Raw genomic sequence first — 20,309 nt, forward strand, 5'->3', positions numbered from 1 at the left:
GCGGCTCAATACAATGCTTTCACGGCATTTCCAAGCCCGTGGCCGGAATATGGGAAGCAACGCGCCCTTTGCAACGAATTTGGACGGGACGAGACCCGCCCACCCTCGTGACTCTCAGCCTGCAATGCTGCGATAGGCTTCGGCGATACCCAGGAAATCAGCCGCTTTCAGGCTGGCGCCGCCGACCAGCGCGCCATCGACATTCCGGACGCCCAGCAGCTCCACCGCGTTGGACGGCTTGACCGAGCCGCCATAGAGAATGCGCATCCTGGCGGCGGCGGCGCCGAGTTTTTCCGACAGCTTTTCGCGGATATGCGCATGCGCTTCGGCCACATCGGCCGCGGTTGGCGTCAAGCCGGTGCCGATCGCCCAAACCGGCTCATAGGCAATGACGGTGTTGGATGGCGTGGCACTTGGCGGCACCGAGCCAGCCACCTGGCGCGACAGCACCTCCAGCGTGGCTCCAGCCTCACGCTCCTGCCGCGTCTCGCCGATGCAAACAATGGCCACCAGCCCGGCACGCCAGGCCGCGGTGGCCTTGGCCTGGACCGTCGCGTCGTCCTCGCCGCTTTGTTCGCGGCATTCGGAATGACCGACAATGACATGGCTCGCGCCCGCGTCCTTCAGCATCTCCGCGGAAATGCAGCCGGTATAGGCGCCGCTCTCCTTGCTATGGCAGTCCTCACCGCCGGCATGGACCGGCGTGCGTGACAGGATCTCGGCGGCATGGGAAAGCAGCGTCGCGGGAACACAGACCAGTGCTTCGGTCTCGGCGTCGAGCCCGCTCATGAAACCGTTACCGATCATCCTGAGCTCGTTCAGCGAGGCGCTGGTGCCGTTCATTTTCCAGTTGCCGGCGACAAGCGGGCGAATTCCTGGCGTCATGGTGTGCTTCTCCGGGCGATATCAGGCTCTGGCCCTCACTACCAAAATCAGGCCACAAAGCAATCGACAGTGGACCGGAAGGGCGCTATTGCGCTTGTTTCAAACTCGGCGCATGCGAAATGCGCATAAATCGGAAGTAACCATGCTTGGTATATTGAGAAGCGCGGCAAGTACCTGGGTCGCGAAGACATTGCTTTCGCTGCTGGTGGTCAGTTTCGCCGCGTGGGGCATCTCCGGACGGCTGATGGGCGGCCTTGCGGGCCACGATTCGGTGATAACGGCCGGCGGCACCAAGGTATCGATCAACGAATACCGCCTTGCATATGACCGCCAGCTCGCCGTCATGTCGCAGCAGTTCGGTCAGCGCCTCACTCACGAACAGGCAAAGGCGCTCGGCATCGACAACCAGGTGCTGGCGCAACTCGTTTCCGGTGCCGTTCTCGACGAACAGGCACGCAAGCTGGGCCTCGGCCTCTCCAAGGACCGGCTGGCCGAACTCACCCGCGAAGATCCGGCTTTCAAGGGTCCTGGCGGTCAGTTCGACCGAAGGACATTCGACTACATGCTGCACGAAGTCGGCATGCGGCCCGAGGATTACCTGAAGAACCGCGCCCAGGTGGCGGTGCGCCAGCAGATCGTCGAAGCGGTCTCGGACGGCCTCAAGGCGCCGGACACGTTCTTCAAGGCGGTCGCGCTCTACCGCGGTGAAGACCGCACCGTCGACTATTTGACATTGCCAAAGACGCTGGTCGAGCCGATCGAAGCGCCGAGCGACAGCGTGCTTAAGGCCTATTTCGAGGCCAACAAGAAAACCTACGCCGCACCTGAATACCGCAAATTTTCCTATGTCCGCCTGGAACCGGTGGACATCATGGACACGACCGCGGTCACCGACCAGCAGGTCAGTGACGACTACAACAAGAACAAGGCACGCTACACCACGCCCGAAATGCGCACCATCGAGCAGCTTGTGTTCAAGACGCCGGATGCGGCCAAGGCAGCGCTCGATTCGCTCAAGGCCGGCGCCACCTTCGACAAACTGGTGATCGCCGAAGGCAAAACCCCGGCCGACACGCTGCTTGGCACGCTCGCCAAGGACAAGATCGCCGACAAGGCGGTTGCCGATGCCGCCTTCGCGCTCAACGTCAATGAAGTCAGCCAGGTCGTTCAGGGCACCTTCGGCCCGGTGCTGTTGCGCGTGACCGAGATCAAGCCCGAGGTGGTAAAGCCGCTCGCCGAAGTGTCCGACCAGATCCGCAAGGACCTGGCGCTGGGCGAGGCAAGCCGCATCCTTTTGGATGTGCACGACAATTATGAGGACACCCGTGCATCGGGCAGTTCTCTGGCCGACGCGGCCGCCAAATTGAAGCTTAAGGACATCACCGTCGACGCCATCGATCGCAATGGCCTGAGGCCCGATGGCTCCATCGTCAAGGACCTGCCGGAATCACCGTCGCTGATCAAGGCCGTCTTTGATGCGGAACCCAACACCGAAAACGAGGCGCTGACCACCGCGGACAACGGCTTCGTCTTCTATGAGGTCGGTTCGATCACACCGGCCCGCGACCGCACTCTTGACGAGGTGCGCCAGAAAGTTGTCGCCGACTGGACGGCGGCCGAAACCACCAAGCGGCTCGCCGCCAAGGCGGACGAACTCGAGAAGCGCCTCAAGGCCGGCGCCACGCTCGACGTCATCGCCGGTGACCTCAAGCTGGAAAAGCAGACCAAGCGCGGCTTGAAGCGCGAAGCCGATGATGCCGATTTCGGCAAGGAGGGCGCCGCCGTGATGTTCGGGGTCGGCGAAGGCGGCACCGGCTTGATCCCCTCGCCCACCGGCGACGGCCAGATCCTGTTCAAGGTCGCCGAAGTGTTCGAACCGGCCGGCGCCGACGCCAGCTCGGTGCCGGACGACGCGCAGAAATCATTCACCTCCGGCATGTCCGACGACCTGCTCGACCAATTGGTGGCGCAGTTGCAGACGCAGTACGACGTCCGCATCGACCAGGCCGCCGTTGCCCAAGCCTCGACGAGATGAGCGCGCTGAAAACCCATATCGCCAAGGTCGCGACCGGCACTGCCCTGTCCTTCGAGGAGGCCTGCGAGGCCTTCGACATCATCATGTCGGGCGATGCGACCCCAGGGCAGATCGGCGGCTTCCTGATGGCGCTGCGTGTGCGCGGCGAGACGGTGAACGAGATTTCGGGCGCTGTCGCCACGATGCGTGCCAAGATGCTTCGCGTCGATGCCCCTGACGGCGCCATCGACATCGTCGGCACCGGCGGCGACAATTCGCACTCGGTCAACATCTCGACGGCCTCCGCCTTTGTCATTGCCGGCAGCGGCGTGCCTGTCGCCAAGCACGGCAATCGTGGCCTGTCCTCGCTGACCGGCGCGGCCGACGTGCTGATTGCCCTCGGCGTCAAGATCGACATTGCGCCGGAGATTATCGGCAAATGCATCCATGAAGCCGGTGTCGGCTTCATGTTCGCGCCGGCGCACCATCCGGCGATGAAGCATGTCGGTCCGGTTCGGGGCGAGCTTGGCACGCGCACCATCTTCAACCTGCTCGGCCCGCTTTCCAACCCGGCCAGCGTCAAGCGGCAGATGGTCGGCGTGTTCATGCCGGAATGGATCATGCCGGTGGCCGAAACGCTGAAGGCGCTCGGCACCGAGCATGCCTGGGTCGCCCATGGCGATGGCTATGACGAGATCACCACCACAGGCGAGACGCAGGTCGCCGAACTGGTTGGCGGCGAAATCCGCAGCTTTACGCTGACCCCGGAAGAGGTTGGACTAAAGCGCCATACCAAGGGTGAGCTGCGCGGCGGTGATGCCGCCTATAATGCCAAGGCCTTGCGCGACATGCTGGGCGGCGCCGCCGGCGCCTACCGCGACACGGTGTTGATGAATGCCGGCGCCGGACTGGTGATTGCGGGCAAGGCGACGACACTCGGCGACGGCATCGACATCGCCGCGCAGGCGATCGACAGCGGCCGGGCGCTGCAGGTGCTCGACCGGCTGGTCGAAATTTCGAACGGGTGAACCGTGTCTGACATTTTGCGCAAGATCGAAGCCTACAAGCGCGACGAGATAGCCGCCGCCAAGGCACGCCTGCCGCTGGCCGAGATCAAGGCGCGCGCAAAAGACGCCGACGCACCGCGCGGGTTCCTCGCCGCACTCGAAGCGAAGCGCAGATCGGGCGGCTTTGCACTGATCGCCGAGATCAAGAAGGCAAGTCCGTCCAAAGGGTTGATCCGTGCCGATTTCGATCCGCCGAGTCTGGCCAAGGCCTATGAAAAAGGAGGCGCGGCCTGTCTTTCCGTGCTGACCGATGCGCCCTCCTTTCAGGGCGCACCGGAGTTTCTGACCAAGGCGCGAGCCGCCGTGACGCTGCCCGCCCTGCGCAAGGATTTCCTGTTCGACCCCTACCAGGTTCACGAGGCTCGGGCCTGGGGCGCGGACGCCATTTTGATCATCATGGCCAGCGTCGATGACGCCATGGCAAGCGAACTCGAATCGACCGCATTCGAGCTCGGCATGGATGCCCTGATCGAGGTGCACGACGAAGCCGAGACGGAGCGCGCGCTGAAACTGTCATCGCAATTGATCGGCATCAACAACCGCAACCTGCGGACATTCGAGACCAGCCTCGATACGTCGGAGCGGCTGCGGGCGATGGTGCCGGGTGGTCATTTGCTGGTCAGCGAAAGCGGCATCTTCTCGCATGACGATTGTCTTAGACTGCAAAGGACGGACATCGACGCCTTCCTGGTGGGCGAGAGCTTGATGCGCCAACGGGATGTGACCGCTGCAACACGCTCGCTGCTCACGGGCAAGGCGTCCGATGGGTCGGCCCGAAAATCGGAATCGATTTTCGGAGAGCACGATGCATAGAGTCAAAGTGATAGAACGCACTTTGTGCGTCCGAATGGACGCACGTCGTTCTATGGCGATTTGACGATGGCGGCCGGCCTCACTCATCTCGGCGCGCACGGCGAGGCCAACATGGTCGATGTCGGCGACAAGGACGAGACGACGCGCACCGCGATTGCCGAGGGTTTCGTCTCGATGCAGCCAGAGACGTTGAAGACCATCCTTGCCGGCAATGCCAAGAAAGGCGATGTGCTCGGCACCGCGCGCATCGCCGGCATCATGGCGGCGAAGAAGACGCATGAATTGATCCCGCTCTGCCACCCCCTGCTGCTGACCAAGGTTTCCGTCGACATTGAGCCTGATCATGCGCTGCCAGGCCTGAAGGTCACTGCCCTGGCGCGCGTCACCGGCAAGACCGGGGTCGAAATGGAGGCGCTGACCGCCGCGTCCGTGGCCTGCCTGACCATCTACGACATGGCAAAGGCGGTGGACCGCGCCATGGTCATCTCAGGTATCCGGCTGGTCGAAAAAACCGGCGGCAAGTCTGGCGACTACAAGGCAGGTGCCTGATGGCGCTGGTTCCGGTCGCCGAGGCGCTCGAACGCCTGCTTGATGGCGCCGTGCCGCTGGAGGGCGAAAGCGTTCCTCTCATCGAAGCTGTCGATCGTGTGCTGGCGGAACCCGTCGTGGCGCTTCGCACCCAGCCACCTTTCAACGCTTCGGCCATGGACGGTTATGCAGTGCGTGCCGCCGACGTGGCGTCGGTGCCCTCGAAACTCGCGGTGATCGGCATGGCGCCGGCCGGGCGTGGCTTTGACGGTACGATCGGCCAGGCACAGGCCGTGCGCATCTTCACCGGCGCACCGCTGCCTGATGGCGCCGACACCATCGTCATCCAGGAAAATGTCCGGGATATCGGCGGTGGCAATATCGAGGTGATCGAGCCCACCGCAGAGTGGCGTAACATCCGCCGCATCGGTCTCGATTTTTCCAAGGGCGACGTGCTGCTGGAAAAGGGGCGCGTGCTCGACCCGGCGGCACTGTCGCTGGTGGCATCGGCCAATCATCCCCGAGTGAGCGTGGTGAAACGGCCGCTGGTCGCCATCATCGCTACCGGTGACGAGCTGTTGCCGCCCGGAAGCGAACTCGGGCCTGACCAGATTATTTCGTCCAACGCTTATGGCGTCGCCGCTGCAGCACACTCGGTCGGTGCCCGCGCGCTCGATCTCGGGATCGCCGCCGACCGCAAGGACGTCATAGCCGGCATGGTCAGGAAAGCTGTCGCGGCGAGCGCCGATGTCATCGTTACGCTGGGCGGCGCCTCGGTCGGCGACCACGACCTGATCCATGACGTGCTGACCGGCGAAGGCATGACGCTCGGCTTCTGGAAGATCGCCATGCGTCCCGGCAAGCCGCTGATGTTCGGACGCCTCGGCGATATCAGATGCATCGGCCTGCCCGGCAACCCGGTGGCAAGCCTGGTCTGCTCGCAATTGTTCCTGAAGCCGCTTCTGGCAAGGCTGGGCGGTCGCGCCTACCGTCAGGACATCCGTCAGGCGCGGCTGGGCACCGCAATGCCCGCCAATGATCTGCGCCAGGATTATGTGCGGGCGGTGGTCAGGGAATACCACGGCGAACTGGTGGCAACGCCGTTCGGTATCCAGGATTCCTCGATGCTGAGGATGCTTGCCGACGCCAACGGGCTGGTCGTGCGCGCGCCTTCTGCCCCTGCATCCGCTGCCGGAGACGTTTGCAGCGTTCTGATGTTGCGCTAAAGAATTTTCCCATAAATAAGCTAATAGCAAGACAAAAATGATCTCGGCTATTCCGAGATCAAGGTCCGCGTCAACGCATGTGCCGGATCGGCAAGGCCATCGACGACGTCGTAATGATGCCGATCGGGCTCGACCACGGCACTGGTGATGGCGCCAAGCCCGGTCCAGATATTGGCCAGCAATGCATTCTGGCGCAGGAACTCGGAACGCTCCCCACCGCCAGCCCAGCAGGTGATGCGGACACCATCGATGGGCCGCAGCAGTGCCGGGCTTTCCGTCAGCGCCTCATTCTCGTCGATTTTCAGCAGCGTGTTCATGTCCGTGCGCATCAGCGGACGCAAATCATGCAAGCCTGAAATCGAAACGACATGGCGTATACGCCGCGAGACATCGGCCGCCAAAGGCGTCGATGTCGTCACCATGCGGCTGGCGAGATGTCCGCCGGCCGAATGTCCGGTCAGCATCAGTGGTCCCCCGACCATGGCCGCCGCCTTGCCGATCGCCGCCCCGATTTCGCTGACAATGCCGGCGATGCGTATATCGGGGCATTGCGTATAGGACGGCATAGCCACGGCAAAGCCGCTGCCGACCCCGCCACCGGCGAGGTGCGACCACAAGCTCTTGTCGGTCTCCATCCAATAGCCGCCATGGATAAACACCACGAGTCCCCTGGGCGCGACATCGGGAAGGAAAAGGTCGAACCGATTGCGCGGCCCGTCGCCATAGGCGATGTCGAGCCGTGCCCGGCCCTGCGCCGACATCACGTCTCGGAATGCTTGCGCGGGTTCCGCCCAGGCGGCCGGCCAACGGTCGCTGCCGGCGATATTGGCGCCGTTGGCGTAGGCATTGTCCCAGTCGGCAATGCGATGGTCGAGCATCGGCACCCTCCCCGAAGCGGCATCGTTTCAAACTAGCAATGGCCGCCGCCACGTCATGCGTCAATGCTCAAGCGAAAAACATTTTAGGCTTGAAACAAATTTCGACTGGTGCGATCCTGCGCTCTGTTCCACCATGGACGTGAGGCAGACAGGGGCAGCCGCAAGATGCTTGGGCCTTCAGCGCATACCGACACGTTCACGCGCGATCATTTGCCGCCGCCCGACCAATGGCCTGACTTCCTGCTCGGCGGCTTTGACTATCCAGAACACCTCAACGCCGGTGTCGAACTGACCGACAGGCTGGTCGAGAAGGGTCTCGGCGACCACACCGCGCTGATCGGCAACGGCCGCCGCCGCACCTACAAGGAACTGTCCGACTGGACGAACCGGCTCGCCCATGCGCTGGTCGAGAATTATGGCGTCAAGCCGGGCAACCGGGTGCTGATACGCTCCGCCAATAACCCGGCAATGGTCGCCTGCTGGCTGGCCGCCACCAAGGTCGGCGCCGTCGTCGTAAACACCATGCCGATGCTGCGCGCTGGTGAACTCACCAAGATCGTCGACAAGGCGGAAATAACGACTGCGCTCTGCGACACCAGGCTGATGGACGAGATGACCGCCTGCGCCAAGGACAGTGCGTTCCTGAAGCAGGTGATCGGCTTCGACGGCACCGCCAACCATGACGCCGAGCTCGACCGCGCCGCCCTCGACAAGCCGGTCACCTTCACCGCCGTCAGCACCGGCCGCGATGACGTCGCCCTGCTCGGCTTCACTTCGGGCACGACAGGCGTGCCGAAGGCGACGATGCATTTCCACCGCGATCTCCTGATCATCGCGGATGCCTACGCCCGTGAAGTCCTGCAGGTGACGCCGGACGACATCTTCGTCGGCTCGCCGCCGCTCGCCTTCACCTTTGGCCTTGGCGGGCTCGCCATATTCCCCCTGCGCTTCGGTGCGGCGGCGACACTGCTGGAACAGGCGACGCCGCCCAACATGGTCCACATCATCGAGACCTACAAAGCGACCATTTCCTTCACCGCGCCGACCGCCTACCGGGCCATGCTGAAGGCCATGGACGAAGGCGCCGATCTGTCATCGCTGCGTGTTGCCGTTTCCGCCGGCGAGACCTTGCCGGCGCCGGTCTTCGAAGAGTGGACACGAAAGACCGGCAAGCCGATCCTCGACGGCATCGGCGCCACCGAAATGCTGCACATCTTCATCTCCAACCGCTTTGACGACAGGAAGCCGGCTTCGACCGGCAAGCCGGTCGGCGGCTATGAGGCCCGCATCGTCGACGGCGACATGCACGAGGTGCCGCGTGGCGAGACCGGACGGCTGGCGGTGCGCGGGCCAACCGGCTGCCGCTACATGGCCGATGACAGGCAGAAGGACTATGTGCGCGACGGCTGGAACCTCACCGGCGACACCTTCACGCAGGATGAGGACGGCTTCTTCCACTTCGCCGCGCGTTCCGACGACATGATCGTCAGCGCCGGCTACAATATCGCCGGACCCGAGGTCGAGGCGGCGCTGCTGTCGCATCCCGATGTCGCCGAATGCGCTGTCATCGGCGCCGACGATGGCGAGCGCGGCCAGATCGTCGAGGCGCATGTCGTTCTGGTGCAAGGTGTCTCGCCAGACGCGATGACCGTCAAGCGCCTGCAGGACCACGTCAAGGCAACCATCGCGCCCTATAAATACCCGCGATCGGTCAAATTCATCGCCGCCCTGCCCAAGACCCAGACCGGCAAGATCCAGCGCTTCCGGCTGCGCACGGAGAAAACCAATTGAGCGAGCCCTACGATCCGGCGTCCGAAGGCGCTGAGATGTCGTTCAAGGAACGCATGTCCTACAGCGACTATCTGCAACTGCAGAAAGTGCTCGACGCGCAGGCGCCGCTGTCATCGGCGCATGACGAAATGCTGTTCATCATCCAGCACCAGACATCGGAATTATGGATGAAGCTCGCCTTGCATGAGATCGGTGCAGCGATCCGTTCGATCCGTGCCGATCGGCTCGAGCCGAGCTTCAAGATGCTGTCGCGCGTCGCCCGTATTTTCGAGCAGTTGAACAATGCCTGGGACGTGCTGCGCACGATGACGCCCAGCGAATACACCGAGTTCCGCGACTCGCTCGGCCAGTCCTCGGGTTTCCAATCCTGGCAGTATCGCGCCATCGAGTTCATGGCCGGCAACCGTAACCTCGCCATGCTCGGGCCGCACAAGCACCGGCCGGACCTCAACGCCAAGCTGGAGGCGATCCTGGCCGAGCCGTCGCTCTACGATGAAGCGCTGCTGCTTCTGGCGCGCAACGGCTTCGACATTGGGGCGGAGGCAAAGCGCACGGAGTGGCGCGAGACGCGGACGGAAAACGAAGAAGTCCTGGTCGCCTGGCAGACGGTGTACCGCGATCCGCAGCGCTACTGGATGTTCTACGAATTGGCCGAGAAGCTGGTCGACTTCGAGGACTACTTCCGCCGCTGGCGCTTCAACCACGTCACCACAGTGGAACGCATCATCGGCCTGAAGCGTGGCACCGGCGGCACATCGGGCGCCTCCTATCTCAAGAAGATGCTCGAGGTCGTCCTGTTTCCCGAACTCTGGAACGTCCGTACCCGGCTCTGAACCCTTGTTTGACGATTGTTCAGGTCACCGCCGTCTTGACCGCGAAGCGCGCATCGTTCCAGGCGCCGGTACGCAGGATATCTTCCAGTACGTCGACCGCCTGCCATACATCGGTGTAACCGACATAGAGCGGCGTGAAGCCGAAGCGGATCGTCGACGGCGCACGGAAATCGCCGATCACGCCGCGCTCGATCAGTGCCCGCATCACCTGATAGCCATTGGGGTGGAGGAATGAAACCTGGCTTCCACGCGCATTGCCGTCGCGCGGGCTTTCCAGCTCCAGGCCGTAGACGCCGCATCTGGTCTCGACGAGCTGGATGAACAGATCGGTGAGCGCGATGCTCTTCTTGCGCACCACCGCCATGTCGACATCGTCCCAAAGGTCCAGTGCCCCCTTCAGCGCCCGCATCGACAAGACAGGCTGCGTGCCGCACAGGAACCGGCGGATGCCGCTGCCGGCCGCATAACCCTGTTCGAAGGCAAAGGGTCGCGCATGGCCCCACCAACCGCTGAGCGGCTGCCGGACTTTGTCGTGATGACGCTCGGCGGCGTAGATGAAGGCTGGCGACCCCGGGCCGCCATTAAGGTATTTATACGTGCAGCCGATGGCGAAATCGGCGTTGGCGCTGTCGAGCTCGACCGGTAAAGCGCCGGCCGTATGGCAGAGGTCCCAGACGATCAGCGCACCGACCTGATGGGCCTTGCATGTCAGTGCCGCCATGTCGCGCAGCTGGCCGGATTTGTAATTGACATGGTTGACCAGGATGACCGCGACACGCTCGTCGATCAGTTCCTCAATGGTCGGCGCGTCGACGCCCTCGAGCCGCAACACGGTGCCGGGCCGCGTCGAGGCCACGCCTTCGGCCATGTAGAGATCGGTCGGAAAGCTGTCGCCCTCGGCGACGATGACCGAGCGGTCCGGCCGCATGCCGAGTGCGGCATGCAGCACTTTATAGATGTTGATCGACGTCGTATCGCAGACCACCGTCTGGCCGGCCGCCGCACCGATCAGGCGTCCCAGCTGGTCGCCAAGCGCGACCGGCATGTCGAACCAGCCGGCTGTGTTCCAGGCACGGATCAGGTCCTGCGCCCACTCCTGCATCGCTGCCTTCTGCAATTCGTCAAAGACGGCCGGCGCCGCGGCCCCGAGCGAATTGCCGTCGAGGTAGATGACGCCTTCCGGCAAGATGAAGCGGTCGCGCATGGCGCGCAGCGGGTCCGCCGCGTCCATGGCTTCGACGGCTGCGAGATCGAGCGTTGCACGCATCATTTGTGACATTCCCTGATTATTCGCGCCCTGGTTATTCACGGATAGCTTCGCGTGCCGGCGCCGGCCCGCGGCTGCGCTTGAGACTGGGCAAGGCCAGCATGGCCAGCACGAACAGGCCCGTGGCAAGCTTCAGGTCGGGCGGCGGCATGCCGGCCGCAAGGCAGAACGACACCAGCTGGTAGTAGATGATCGCGCCGGCGAAGGGCGCCAGCAGTTGCCGCCAGACCGTTTGCTTGCCGACGACGGCTTCGCCGATCATCAGCGCCGCAAGGCCGTTGATGAGGATGCCCAGCCCCATATTGACGTCGGCGAATCCCTGCGACTGCACCATCAGCGCGCCGCTTGACGCCGAAAACGCGCTCGCCAGCCCGACACCGCCTATGGTCGCGGCCCAGACATTGATGCCTTGCGCCTCGGCCATGTCAGGATTGGCGCCCACGGCGCGCACGGCCGTGCCCTTCTCGGTCCTGAAGAACATGTAGAGCAGCTTGAAGGCAATAAGCGCGAGAAGGCCAGCGACGACGATCTTGCTGGCGGGAAAACCCGGACGCGCGAACGGCACCCAGTCGAACACCGTCGGCGAGCCGAACACGGAGAGGTTGGATTTGCCCATGATGCGAAGGTTGATGCTGTAGAGCATCGTCATCATCAGGATGCCCGCAAGCAGCGTGTGGATGCGGAAGCGCAGATGGATGAAGGCGGTGCAGCAGCCCGCAGCGAAGCCGGCGACAAGAGCGGCGGCGATGCCCATCAGCGGCGATGCGCCGGCGGCAAGGAGAACGCCGCAGACGCAGCCGCCCAGCGGAAAAGCGCCTTCGCTGGTGAGATCGGGAAAATTCAGCATGCGAAACGGGATCATGATCCCGAGCACGACCAAGGCCAGGATCAGGCTCTGCGCCAGGGTGACCGGCATGATTGCGACGAAGCTGGCGAGAATGTCCTGAACAAAACCCATGGTGATCAGCTCGCCAGCAACATGCGGTCGGTTTTGACGGAGAAATGGCCGATCAGATCGATAACCGTGACCCTCGCCTTCTCCTCGCCGCTAACTTCCAGAAGGACGCGGCCCGCGTCGAGCATGATCACGCGGCTGCCATAGTCGACGGCGTGCTGCATGTTGTGGGTCACCATCATAGTCGTCAGCTTCAGCGCGCTGACGGCGCGCACCGTCGCCTGCATGACAATCTCGGCCGTGCGCGGATCAAGTGCCGCGGTATGTTCGTCGAGCAGCAGCAAGTCCGGCGATCCGCCGACTGCCATGATCAGCGACAAAGATTGCCGCTGCCCGCCCGAGAGCAGGTCGACGCGTGTGTCGAGGCGGTTTTCAAGGCCGAGGCCCAGTATCGACAGGCGTTCCCTGTAGGACGCGAGGCGGGTGGCGTTCAGCCCCTGGCGTAAGGTGCGCTTGCTGCCGCGCAAATCAGCCAGCAGCATGTTTTCAGCAACCGTCATGCTGGCGGCGGTGCCGCGCATCGGATCCTGGAATACGCGAGCCAGTCTCGAGGCGCGCTTGTGCACCGGCATACCAGTCACATCGGCGCCATTGATCAGAATCTGGCCGGAATCGAGGATCAGAGCGCCGGAAATGGCATTAAGCATGCTGCTCTTGCCGGCCCCGTTGGAGCCGATGACGATGCCGAACTCGCCTGGGGCCAGCGACAGGCTGAGGCCGTCCAGCGCAATCTTCTCGTCAGCCTGGCCCTTGTAGAATACTTTACGCGCGGATCGGATCTCGAGCATCGTTCCTCCCTGACCTCGGGGTGACAGCGCCCGCGCCGTCACCCTCACAGCGCCGATGTCAGTCGACGATGCAGCCGCAATCGGCCATTGAAGCCGGTATCTCGATGCCGAACGCAGCCATCGCCTTGCGCGAGATCAACGCCATGTGGTCCTTGTAGGCCGGGCGTGACGGCGCGATCGTCTTGGGATCCTTGCCTTTGAGGACTTCGGCCGCGATGTTGCCGGCGTTGATCCCGACCTGCGTATAATTGACCGCGAAGCTCGCCGGCACGGTGCCGTTGCGGACCGCGCTGTCATCGGCGTTGACGACCGGGATACCGGCCTGGCGCGCGGCGGCCGAGACAGCTGCGATCGCCGGCTGGATCAGATTCGAGGTCGGTCCGTAGATCACATCGGCTTTCCCGGCGAGCGAGGCGATGCGTTGCTGAATGTCATTGACGTTGTCGATGCCGACTTCCACGACCTCGAAACCGGCGGCCGGTGCCGCCGCCTTGATCTTTTCGATCAGGGCAACGTCGTTGGCTTCACCGGGATTGTAAGGCACACCAAAACGCTTGCCGTTTGGTAACAGCTTCTTGGTGAAGGCCATCACCGCGGCAACATCCTGAAGATCGGTGGCGCCAGTCATGCCTTCATCACCCGAGTCCCACGACGGCACGAGCTTGGCCGCCACCGGATCGGTGACCGCGGCAAAGACGATCGGAATGCCGGAGCCCGCGAGCGCTTTCTTGGCGATTTGGGAGACCGGCGTGGTGATGGTGTAGATCAGCTTGGGCTGCTCGGCCTGCAGCTTTGCGATCATCTGCGGCACCAGCGATGCATCGAAATTGGTATGGCTCTCCGTATAGACGACGTCCTTGCCGTCGACGAAGCCGTTGTCTGTCAGCGCCTTCTTGAAGCCGGCTATGGCGGCGTTCAATTGCGGATGCTCGCCAAAATTGGCGATGCCGATGCGGATTTGATCGGCGGCGGCACTGCCGGCGCTCACCACCAATGCGCCGGCCAAGAACAAACCCGACAGCCAAGCGGATTTCGACTTCAACATCATTTCCTCCCAGATTTGATCGACGCCGCTTCCAGCGCGGCTACTGCGGCGATCATGGTCAGTCCGCCGGCCCGTGTCAAACATTATATATAATTCTTGCCATGCCCCAACATCATATATAATTTTCTTTGCCAGACCATGGGTGGACCGCGATGCAGGATCAAACGATCTCCACAAAGACGGAGGCAGCCTATCAGCTGTTGCGGCGCGATATCCTGACGACGCGCCTCATGCCCGGGGCCCCGCTCAAGCTGAGTGCGCTGCGCGGCACCTATGGTGTTGGCTGGACGCCGTTGCGCGAAGCCTTGTCGCGGCTAGAGGCCGAACGCCTTGTCACCGCCATCAGCAATCGTGGTTTTACCGTCGCTCCGGTATCGCGGGCCGAACTGGAGGACCTGGCACGCGCCAGGATGGTGGTCGAGATACCCCTGTTCCTCGAATCGATGGAAAAAGGCGGCAAGGAGTGGGAGGATGCCGTTGTCACCGCCCACTACCGGCTCTCCCGTTGCAAGACCGCGGTCGACGATCCTTCGGATGCGGCCGTCGATAAATGGGACGAGAACCACGAAGCTTTCCATGCGGCGCTGCTGAGCGCGGCGACTTCCAATTGGCTCATGCGATTCCGCTCGACCATCGCCGATCAGCTGCGACGGCATCATCGTTTTCTCGGCCTGGCGCCGACATTGCGGGCCGCGGCTGGCCTGAAGGACGGTTATGAAGAGGCAATGGAGGCATTGTGCGAAGCGATTGCGATCGAACACCATACAGCGATCATGGAAGCTGCACTCGATCGTGACGTCGAGCGGGCCAAGGCGCTGATGACGGCGCATATCGGCTATACCCTGCACGTCTATGTCCATAGCGAAGACAGCGGCGCGACCAAATACGCCGCCCGCGCCGGCAGCTTGCAAGCGGGTTCCGGGTGACTTCAATGCTTGCGCGACGCCTATTGGCATGCGCTGGCCGGAGTGGGCCAAACGCCTGGGTCCATCGCCGCCCCTAAGCTACCAATCGTTGGCGTTTTGATTTCGTTTCGTTCCGCGAATAATGGATCCATAAATTGTACAATCCACCCGCGAAGAGCCCCCCGAAAGACTGATGCCAAGGCCCATCAGTGGATAGGCCACAGGCCATTAACCAAAACGATTTCAATGCCTGCCGATCGTGGAAAGGATCGGCCTCAGTCCGCTGTCGCGGCAAAAAACTTCAGACGCGTTAACAAATTCATTAAACTTTAAACGGTTGCGGAACACAACTGGAACGGATAGTGTTTGTTCTGGGTTTGTTTTTTCGATTCTGGTCAGACCTTTCGTTCAATGCCTTGGGGGCCGCCATGCTGACACGCAAGCAACATGAACTGCTGATGTTCATCCACGAACGGCTCAAGGAAAGCGGGATACCGCCCTCCTTCGACGAAATGAAGGAAGCGCTCGATCTTGCCTCCAAATCGGGCATCCATCGCCTGATCACGGCGCTGGAGGAACGCGGCTTTATTCGCCGGCTACCCAATCGGGCGCGCGCGCTGGAAGTGCTGCGGCTGCCGGACTCGATCGCGCCGGGCCTCAATGCGGCAAAGAAGTTCTCGCCAAGCGTCATCCAGGGCAGCCTTGGCCAAGGCAGTCTCGGCCGCCAGATCAGGCCGGCGACGGCGCCTTCCCGCCTGGCCGCGGCCGGCAACGACGATGATGCGGTTTCAGCCGTGTCCATCCCGGTCATGGGTCGTATCGCCGCCGGTGTGCCGATCGATGCTATCCAGCATCAGACGCATTCGATTTCGGTGCCGCCGGACATGATCATGGGCGGCGAGCACTATGCGCTGGAAGTCAAGGGCGACTCGATGATCGAGGCCGGTATCTTCGACGGCGACACGGTCATCATCCGCAATGCCGATACAGCAAGTCCGGGCGAAATCATCGTGGCGCTGGTCGACGAGGAGGAAGCAACGCTGAAGCGGTTCCGTCGCAAGGGCGCCTCGATCGCGCTCGAAGCCGCCAATCCAGCCTACGAAACACGCATCTTCGGACCGGATCGGGTCAAGGTGCAGGGCAAGCTCGTCGGGCTGATCAGGCGCTACTGAACTGGCTTGCCATCGGGCTTGTCGGCCTTTTTATAGGGGGCCAGCCCCCTCGCCTCGCGTGAGAATTTTCGCTGCTCGTGCCAAGGCCGGTATGGTCCGTCGACGGCGAATTCGATCTCAGCCGGCGTCGTGGCCGATTGGGGATCGAAGAAAACGGCGGCACTCCCCTTGCGGGCGAGCTGGCGTTTGGTGACGACGAGAACCAGCGGATTATGACAGGTGTCATAGGCGGTCGCGTCATTGACGACGATCAGGTCGGCGAAGGCGCAGGCCTTCCAGGTGTTCTTGCGATCCTCGACATAGGCGATGATCGCGCCGGAAGGGTGCCTGGCAAGGCACAGGCCTTCGCGGCAATAGAACGGCGATCCCAGCGGCAGGTCGGTGGGAGTGGCAAGATCGAATTGCCCGTCCGTCTCCTCGAACATTTCCGGTAGGACGATTGTTTCGGAGATCAGAGCGCGTTTCCAATTGTCGGCTGCGAATTCGTTCGGACGTTCCCGGTTGACGGCCAGTTCGCCATTGCCGATCGACAGAGCCACCAGCCGCGCATCTTCCGAGATCAGCACATCGGGCGCGCGCGTGTGCGACACAGTCAACAGACCGGCAAGCGCGAATGGCACCGCCGTGAGCCGGAGCCACGTCGTCGCCATCGTCGCGATGACCAACGCGACGGTGACCAGCAGCACGGATTGCTGCGAAATCAGCCCGACTCCATCGACCGGAGAGCGCTCCGATATCCACGCCGATATGGCGATCATCGCTGTCAGGCCCTTGCCCATGAGGTAGAGAGCCGGCCAATCCAACCCGAACGGCATCAGCAACGCGCTAGCGACGGCCAGGAACATCACGATCGACACGATCGGCATGACGGCCAGATTGGCGAACAGGCTGAGCGGCGACACCCGCTGGAAATGCCAGATGGCAAACAGTGCCGTCGCGCTGCCGGCGATGATGGACGTCATGGCCAATCCACCTGTCGCCAAGAGGAATTTTCGCGTCAGAAACCCGGGTAGGGATCGCTTTGGCGGCGGAGGCCTCGTCTTTCCCGCATGGTGGTCGGCCCAGCCGGCATAGGCGCCAACCAAGGCTGCGGTTGCCGCGAACGACATCTGGAAACTCGGGCCGACGACCTCGTGCGGCGAAACCAGGATAACGGCGATCGCCGAGATCGCCAGATTGCGCATGGTCAGCGCCGCGCGATCGAACAAGACGGCGATCAGCATCACCGCCAGCATGATGAAGCTGCGTTCGGCCGCGACGACGACGCCCGAAATGACGAGATAGGCGGCGATCGAAAACAGTGCGGCGGCGGCGGCGTATTTCTTCACCGGCCGGCGCGCGGAAAACCCTGGAAACAGCGCGAAGGCGCCGCGCAGCAGACCCATGATGGTGCCGGCCACCAGCGCCATATGCAGACCTGAAATCGAGATGATGTGATAGATGCCGGTGCGCCGCATCGCTTCGTTGATTTCATCGGGAATGCCGGCCCGCACGCCGACGATCAGCGCCGCCGCGATCTCGCCTTCGGCGCCGCCAATGCTGCCCCTGATGTGGTCGGCGATGGCTTCGCGGGCATTTTCGATGCCTGAAAACACGCGTGCCGGCAGCGGCATCTCACCGGCTTCGGCGGAGACGACCGTTGGATTGCCGAGAAAGAAGCCGCTGCCGCCGATGCCGGCGAAATAGCTGTCGAAGGAGAAGTCGTAGCTGTCCGGCCGCACCGGGCCGGTCGGCGGCAGCAGTTTGGCATAGCCTGTGACATGCGAGCCGGCGGTCATTTCGGGCGGTATCTTGCGTGCCGAAAGCCGGACCCTTTCAGGCGCGTAGCGCAGTTTCGGCCGGGCGGTCGAAATCACGTCCATGGTCAGCCGGATGCGGCCGCTCTCCATCTCCTCGAGCGAGATCACGCGACCGGTCAGTTGCGTCGAGATTTCCGAGCCCAGCATCCGGGTTCCGGCTCGCCATGTTTCGACCTTCGCCGCAAGCAGGCCAAGCACACACAACAGCAGTGCCATGAAACACAGATGGGTTTTCGGCCAGGAGCGCGAGACGAATGCACATACCGCCGCCAGAACCACGACCGCGACAGGCTTTGCAAAATCGGGCTCGGACGCCAGCGAAAAGTAGCAGATCGCCCCAACGGCCAGGCAGACCGGCACCAGCAGGAAGGCGACGCCCCGGTCGAGTTCCAGCTCCGCCGCCTTGGCCACGCCGTGACGCAGGCGAGGAAAGGATATCGGGCCGATTTGCCGGCGCACGCGCACAATTCTGCGTGCGGCAGGAGATGGAGTTGGCGCTGGGCTATCCGCCTGCAGCGGCTGGGTTGCGGGCGCAGCCACGAGCGGCGATGGCAGCGGGATCGCAGGAGGCGTCGCAAACAGGGATCGCTCGCTGACGCCGACAATGGCGCCCTCGCCCCGATCCGAGCCCCGGCCTTGTCCAGTCATCGGGTCTGCCCCTTGCGCCCTCGACACCCTATGCTACATGAACGCGCGACGCGCGAAAGTCCGCGCGCTCCGCACTCAGCTTCAGACGTTCTCCGAGAGTTCCATGCCCGACAAGGTCATCACCCGTTTTGCTCCCTCGCCGACCGGCTATCTGCATATCGGCGGCGCGCGCACGGCGCTGTTCAACTGGCTCTATGCCAAGCACACCGGCGGCACGATGCTGCTGCGCATCGAGGACACCGATCGCGAGCGTTCGACCGATGCAGCCACATCGGCCATTCTGGACGGCCTGACCTGGCTCGGCCTGTCATGGGACGGTGACGCGGTGTCCCAATTCGAGCGCGCGCCGCGCCACCGGGAGGTGGCCGAGGAGCTGGTGCGCCTGGGCAAGGCCTATTACAGCTACGAGACTTCAGCCGAGCTCGAGGCAATGCGCGAGGCAGCACGCGCCAAGGGCCTGCCACCACGCTACAACGGCCACTGGCGTGACCGCGCCCCGTCGGAGGCACCCGCCGGCGTCAAGGGTGCCATCCGCATCAAGGCACCGACCGAGGGCGAGACGGTGGTGCAGGACCGGGTCCAGGGCGAGGTGCGTTTCCCCAACAAGGATCTCGACGATTTCATCATCCTGCGTTCGGACGGCAACCCGACCTATATGCATGCCGTCGTCGTCGATGACCACGACATGGGCATCACCCATATCATCCGTGGCGACGATCACCTGACCAATGCCGCACGCCAGACCGTGATCTACAACGCCATGGGCTGGGACGTGCCGTCGATGTCGCACATTCCGCTGATCCATGGCGCCGACGGCGCCAAGCTGTCGAAACGCCATGGCGCGCTGGGCGTCGAGGCCTACCGCGCCATGGGCTATCTGCCCGAGGCGCTGCTGAACTACCTGGCGCGCCTGGGCTGGAGCCATGGCGACGACGAGATCATGTCGATCAAGGACATGATCTCCTGGTTCGATATCGGCGACGTCAACAAGGGCGCGGCGCGCTTCGACTTCGCCAAGCTCGAGGCGCTGAACGGCGTCCATATGCGCCGCATGGCCGACACCGAATTGTTCGACATTTTCATCGCCACCTTGCCCTATCTGGAGGGTGGCCCGGCGATGGCGGCGCGCCTCGACGAGAAGAACAAGGCGCAGTTGCTGGCAGCACTTCCGGGCCTGAAGGAGCGCGCCAAGACGCTGGTCGAGCTCGTCGACGGCGCCGGCTTCCTGTTTGCCGCGCGGCCGCTGCCGATCGACGACAAGGCGGCACTCGTACTCAATGACGATGCCCGCAAGATCCTGCGCGGCGCTCACGAAGCTTTGAACGCGCTGTCCGGCGACTGGACAGCCGCCACGGCCGAGGCCGCGATCCGTGACTATGCGCTGGCTGGCGGCCATAAGCTCGGCGCCGTGGCCCAGCCGCTGCGGGCTGCCTTGACCGGCAAGAGCACGTCACCAGGCGTTTTCGATGTGCTGGCCGTGCTGGGGCGTGAGGAAAGCCTGGCGCGCATAGCGGATCAAATCGATTAGCAGCAAACTGGCCTAAGAAGATTGGCATTGAAAGGCGCGTTTCGCAGTGCAACATTAGGCTTGGCCCAATCTGGCACGCAACTCCTAGAATGCGGTGGCGAATACGCGCATTGCGGTGATTTCGACGTGTCGCTCTGCGGAATTTGCCTTTGCCGGCATGAGGAAAC

At 63.1% G+C, this 20,309-nt stretch carries 17 protein-coding genes; 10 read left to right on the top strand and 7 right to left on the bottom strand.

Annotated features, from left to right (window positions below):
• Positions 1-114 precede the first annotated feature (114 nt).
• Entirely contained in the window at positions 115-885 is a 771-nt protein-coding gene (gene tpiA, locus FJ492_RS02180; RefSeq protein WP_140505435.1) for a triose-phosphate isomerase, read from the bottom strand.
• A 142-nt stretch (positions 886-1,027) separates the two neighbouring features.
• Between tpiA and FJ492_RS02185 the strand changes: the two genes are divergently transcribed.
• From FJ492_RS02185 to glp, 5 genes are all read left to right on the top strand, one after another.
• Positions 1,028-2,920 carry a SurA N-terminal domain-containing protein gene (locus FJ492_RS02185; protein ID WP_140768243.1) on the top strand — a complete coding sequence of 631 codons (1,893 nt, stop codon included), beginning with the start codon at positions 1,028-1,030 and terminating at the stop codon, positions 2,918-2,920.
• On the top strand, positions 2,917-3,927 hold the full coding sequence (gene trpD / locus FJ492_RS02190) for an anthranilate phosphoribosyltransferase (protein WP_140505438.1): 1,011 nt from the start codon (positions 2,917-2,919) through the stop codon (positions 3,925-3,927). Before FJ492_RS02185 ends, trpD begins: the two co-directional genes overlap by 4 nt.
• Before the next feature lie 3 nt (positions 3,928-3,930).
• Positions 3,931-4,779 (top strand): indole-3-glycerol phosphate synthase TrpC, encoded by an 849-nt coding sequence (gene trpC / locus FJ492_RS02195; RefSeq protein ID WP_140711635.1) that lies wholly within the window; start codon positions 3,931-3,933, stop codon positions 4,777-4,779.
• A gap of 66 nt (positions 4,780-4,845) precedes the next feature.
• Positions 4,846-5,328: a cyclic pyranopterin monophosphate synthase MoaC gene (gene moaC, locus FJ492_RS02200; protein ID WP_140505531.1), complete on the top strand. Its 483-nt coding sequence runs from the start codon at positions 4,846-4,848 to the stop codon at positions 5,326-5,328.
• Positions 5,328-6,533 (top strand): gephyrin-like molybdotransferase Glp, encoded by a 1,206-nt coding sequence (gene glp / locus FJ492_RS02205; RefSeq protein WP_140768245.1) that lies wholly within the window; start codon positions 5,328-5,330, stop codon positions 6,531-6,533. The genes moaC and glp overlap by 1 nt, the downstream gene beginning before the upstream one ends.
• A 47-nt stretch (positions 6,534-6,580) precedes the next feature.
• On the opposite strand, the gene FJ492_RS02210 is transcribed toward glp, so the two are convergent.
• Positions 6,581-7,411, bottom strand: coding sequence for an alpha/beta hydrolase (locus FJ492_RS02210; RefSeq protein WP_140768247.1), 831 nt, complete (start codon positions 7,409-7,411; stop codon positions 6,581-6,583).
• A gap of 165 nt (positions 7,412-7,576) precedes the next feature.
• On the opposite strand from FJ492_RS02210, the gene FJ492_RS02215 reads away from it, so the two are divergent.
• Positions 7,577-9,202 (top strand): AMP-binding protein, encoded by a 1,626-nt coding sequence (locus tag FJ492_RS02215; protein WP_140768249.1) that lies wholly within the window; start codon positions 7,577-7,579, stop codon positions 9,200-9,202.
• Positions 9,199-10,035 (top strand): tryptophan 2,3-dioxygenase, encoded by an 837-nt coding sequence (kynA, locus tag FJ492_RS02220; protein ID WP_140768251.1) that lies wholly within the window; start codon positions 9,199-9,201, stop codon positions 10,033-10,035. The genes FJ492_RS02215 and kynA overlap by 4 nt, the downstream gene beginning before the upstream one ends.
• A gap of 19 nt (positions 10,036-10,054) precedes the next feature.
• Here the strand turns inward: kynA and kynU are convergent, their stop codons facing one another.
• From kynU to FJ492_RS02240, 4 genes are read right to left on the bottom strand one after another with little or no spacing between them, the layout of a single operon-like run.
• Positions 10,055-11,302, bottom strand: coding sequence for a kynureninase (gene kynU, locus FJ492_RS02225; RefSeq protein ID WP_140768335.1), 1,248 nt, complete (start codon positions 11,300-11,302; stop codon positions 10,055-10,057).
• 34 nt (positions 11,303-11,336) lie between these two features.
• Positions 11,337-12,260: an ABC transporter permease gene (locus FJ492_RS02230; protein WP_140768253.1), complete on the bottom strand. Its 924-nt coding sequence runs from the start codon at positions 12,258-12,260 to the stop codon at positions 11,337-11,339.
• Positions 12,261-12,265: 5 nt separating this feature from the next.
• Positions 12,266-13,045: an ABC transporter ATP-binding protein gene (locus FJ492_RS02235; RefSeq protein ID WP_140768255.1), complete on the bottom strand. Its 780-nt coding sequence runs from the start codon at positions 13,043-13,045 to the stop codon at positions 12,266-12,268.
• Between the two features lie 58 nt (positions 13,046-13,103).
• Positions 13,104-14,090 (bottom strand): ABC transporter substrate-binding protein, encoded by a 987-nt coding sequence (locus FJ492_RS02240; RefSeq protein WP_140768257.1) that lies wholly within the window; start codon positions 14,088-14,090, stop codon positions 13,104-13,106.
• Between the two features lie 152 nt (positions 14,091-14,242).
• On the opposite strand from FJ492_RS02240, the gene FJ492_RS02245 reads away from it, so the two are divergent.
• Together FJ492_RS02245 and lexA are read left to right on the top strand one after the other, a co-directional pair.
• Complete coding sequence (locus tag FJ492_RS02245) at positions 14,243-15,016, top strand: GntR family transcriptional regulator (RefSeq protein WP_140768259.1); 774 nt, start codon at positions 14,243-14,245, stop codon at positions 15,014-15,016.
• A gap of 407 nt (positions 15,017-15,423) precedes the next feature.
• Positions 15,424-16,167, top strand: coding sequence for a transcriptional repressor LexA (gene lexA / locus FJ492_RS02250; RefSeq protein ID WP_140505455.1), 744 nt, complete (start codon positions 15,424-15,426; stop codon positions 16,165-16,167).
• Here lexA and FJ492_RS02255 read toward each other — a convergent pair.
• Positions 16,161-18,614 (bottom strand): ComEC/Rec2 family competence protein, encoded by a 2,454-nt coding sequence (locus FJ492_RS02255; RefSeq protein ID WP_140768261.1) that lies wholly within the window; start codon positions 18,612-18,614, stop codon positions 16,161-16,163. The genes lexA and FJ492_RS02255 overlap by 7 nt on opposite strands.
• A 103-nt stretch (positions 18,615-18,717) precedes the next feature.
• Here FJ492_RS02255 and gltX point away from each other — a divergent pair, with 103 nt between their 5' ends.
• Entirely contained in the window at positions 18,718-20,142 is a 1,425-nt protein-coding gene (gltX, locus tag FJ492_RS02260; RefSeq protein WP_140711655.1) for a glutamate--tRNA ligase, read from the top strand.
• The last annotated feature ends 167 nt before the right edge of the window (positions 20,143-20,309 follow it).

Origin of the sequence: Mesorhizobium sp. B2-5-4 (assembly GCF_006441095.1) — a bacterium.
GTDB lineage: Bacteria > Pseudomonadota > Alphaproteobacteria > Rhizobiales > Rhizobiaceae > Mesorhizobium > Mesorhizobium salmacidum.

Bases quoted from the DNA above. Each gene is read 5' to 3' on its own strand.
- gltX (WP_140711655.1), top strand. From the start codon at position 18,718: ATGCCCGACAAGGTCATCACCCGTTTTGCTCCCTCGCCGACCGGCTAT.
- FJ492_RS02230 (WP_140768253.1), bottom strand. From the start codon at position 12,260: ATGGGTTTTGTTCAGGACATTCTCGCCAGCTTCGTCGCAATCATGCCG.
- FJ492_RS02215 (WP_140768249.1), top strand. From the start codon at position 7,577: ATGCTTGGGCCTTCAGCGCATACCGACACGTTCACGCGCGATCATTTG.
- kynU (WP_140768335.1), bottom strand. From the start codon at position 11,302: ATGCGTGCAACGCTCGATCTCGCAGCCGTCGAAGCCATGGACGCGGCG.
- FJ492_RS02235 (WP_140768255.1), bottom strand. From the start codon at position 13,045: ATGCTCGAGATCCGATCCGCGCGTAAAGTATTCTACAAGGGCCAGGCT.
- trpD (WP_140505438.1), top strand. From the start codon at position 2,917: ATGAGCGCGCTGAAAACCCATATCGCCAAGGTCGCGACCGGCACTGCC.
- FJ492_RS02210 (WP_140768247.1), bottom strand. From the start codon at position 7,411: ATGCTCGACCATCGCATTGCCGACTGGGACAATGCCTACGCCAACGGC.
- moaC (WP_140505531.1), top strand. From the start codon at position 4,846: ATGGCGGCCGGCCTCACTCATCTCGGCGCGCACGGCGAGGCCAACATG.
- tpiA (WP_140505435.1), bottom strand. From the start codon at position 885: ATGACGCCAGGAATTCGCCCGCTTGTCGCCGGCAACTGGAAAATGAAC.
- FJ492_RS02240 (WP_140768257.1), bottom strand. From the start codon at position 14,090: ATGTTGAAGTCGAAATCCGCTTGGCTGTCGGGTTTGTTCTTGGCCGGC.
- FJ492_RS02185 (WP_140768243.1), top strand. From the start codon at position 1,028: ATGCTTGGTATATTGAGAAGCGCGGCAAGTACCTGGGTCGCGAAGACA.
- FJ492_RS02245 (WP_140768259.1), top strand. From the start codon at position 14,243: ATGCAGGATCAAACGATCTCCACAAAGACGGAGGCAGCCTATCAGCTG.
- FJ492_RS02255 (WP_140768261.1), bottom strand. From the start codon at position 18,614: ATGACTGGACAAGGCCGGGGCTCGGATCGGGGCGAGGGCGCCATTGTC.
- lexA (WP_140505455.1), top strand. From the start codon at position 15,424: ATGCTGACACGCAAGCAACATGAACTGCTGATGTTCATCCACGAACGG.
- glp (WP_140768245.1), top strand. From the start codon at position 5,328: ATGGCGCTGGTTCCGGTCGCCGAGGCGCTCGAACGCCTGCTTGATGGC.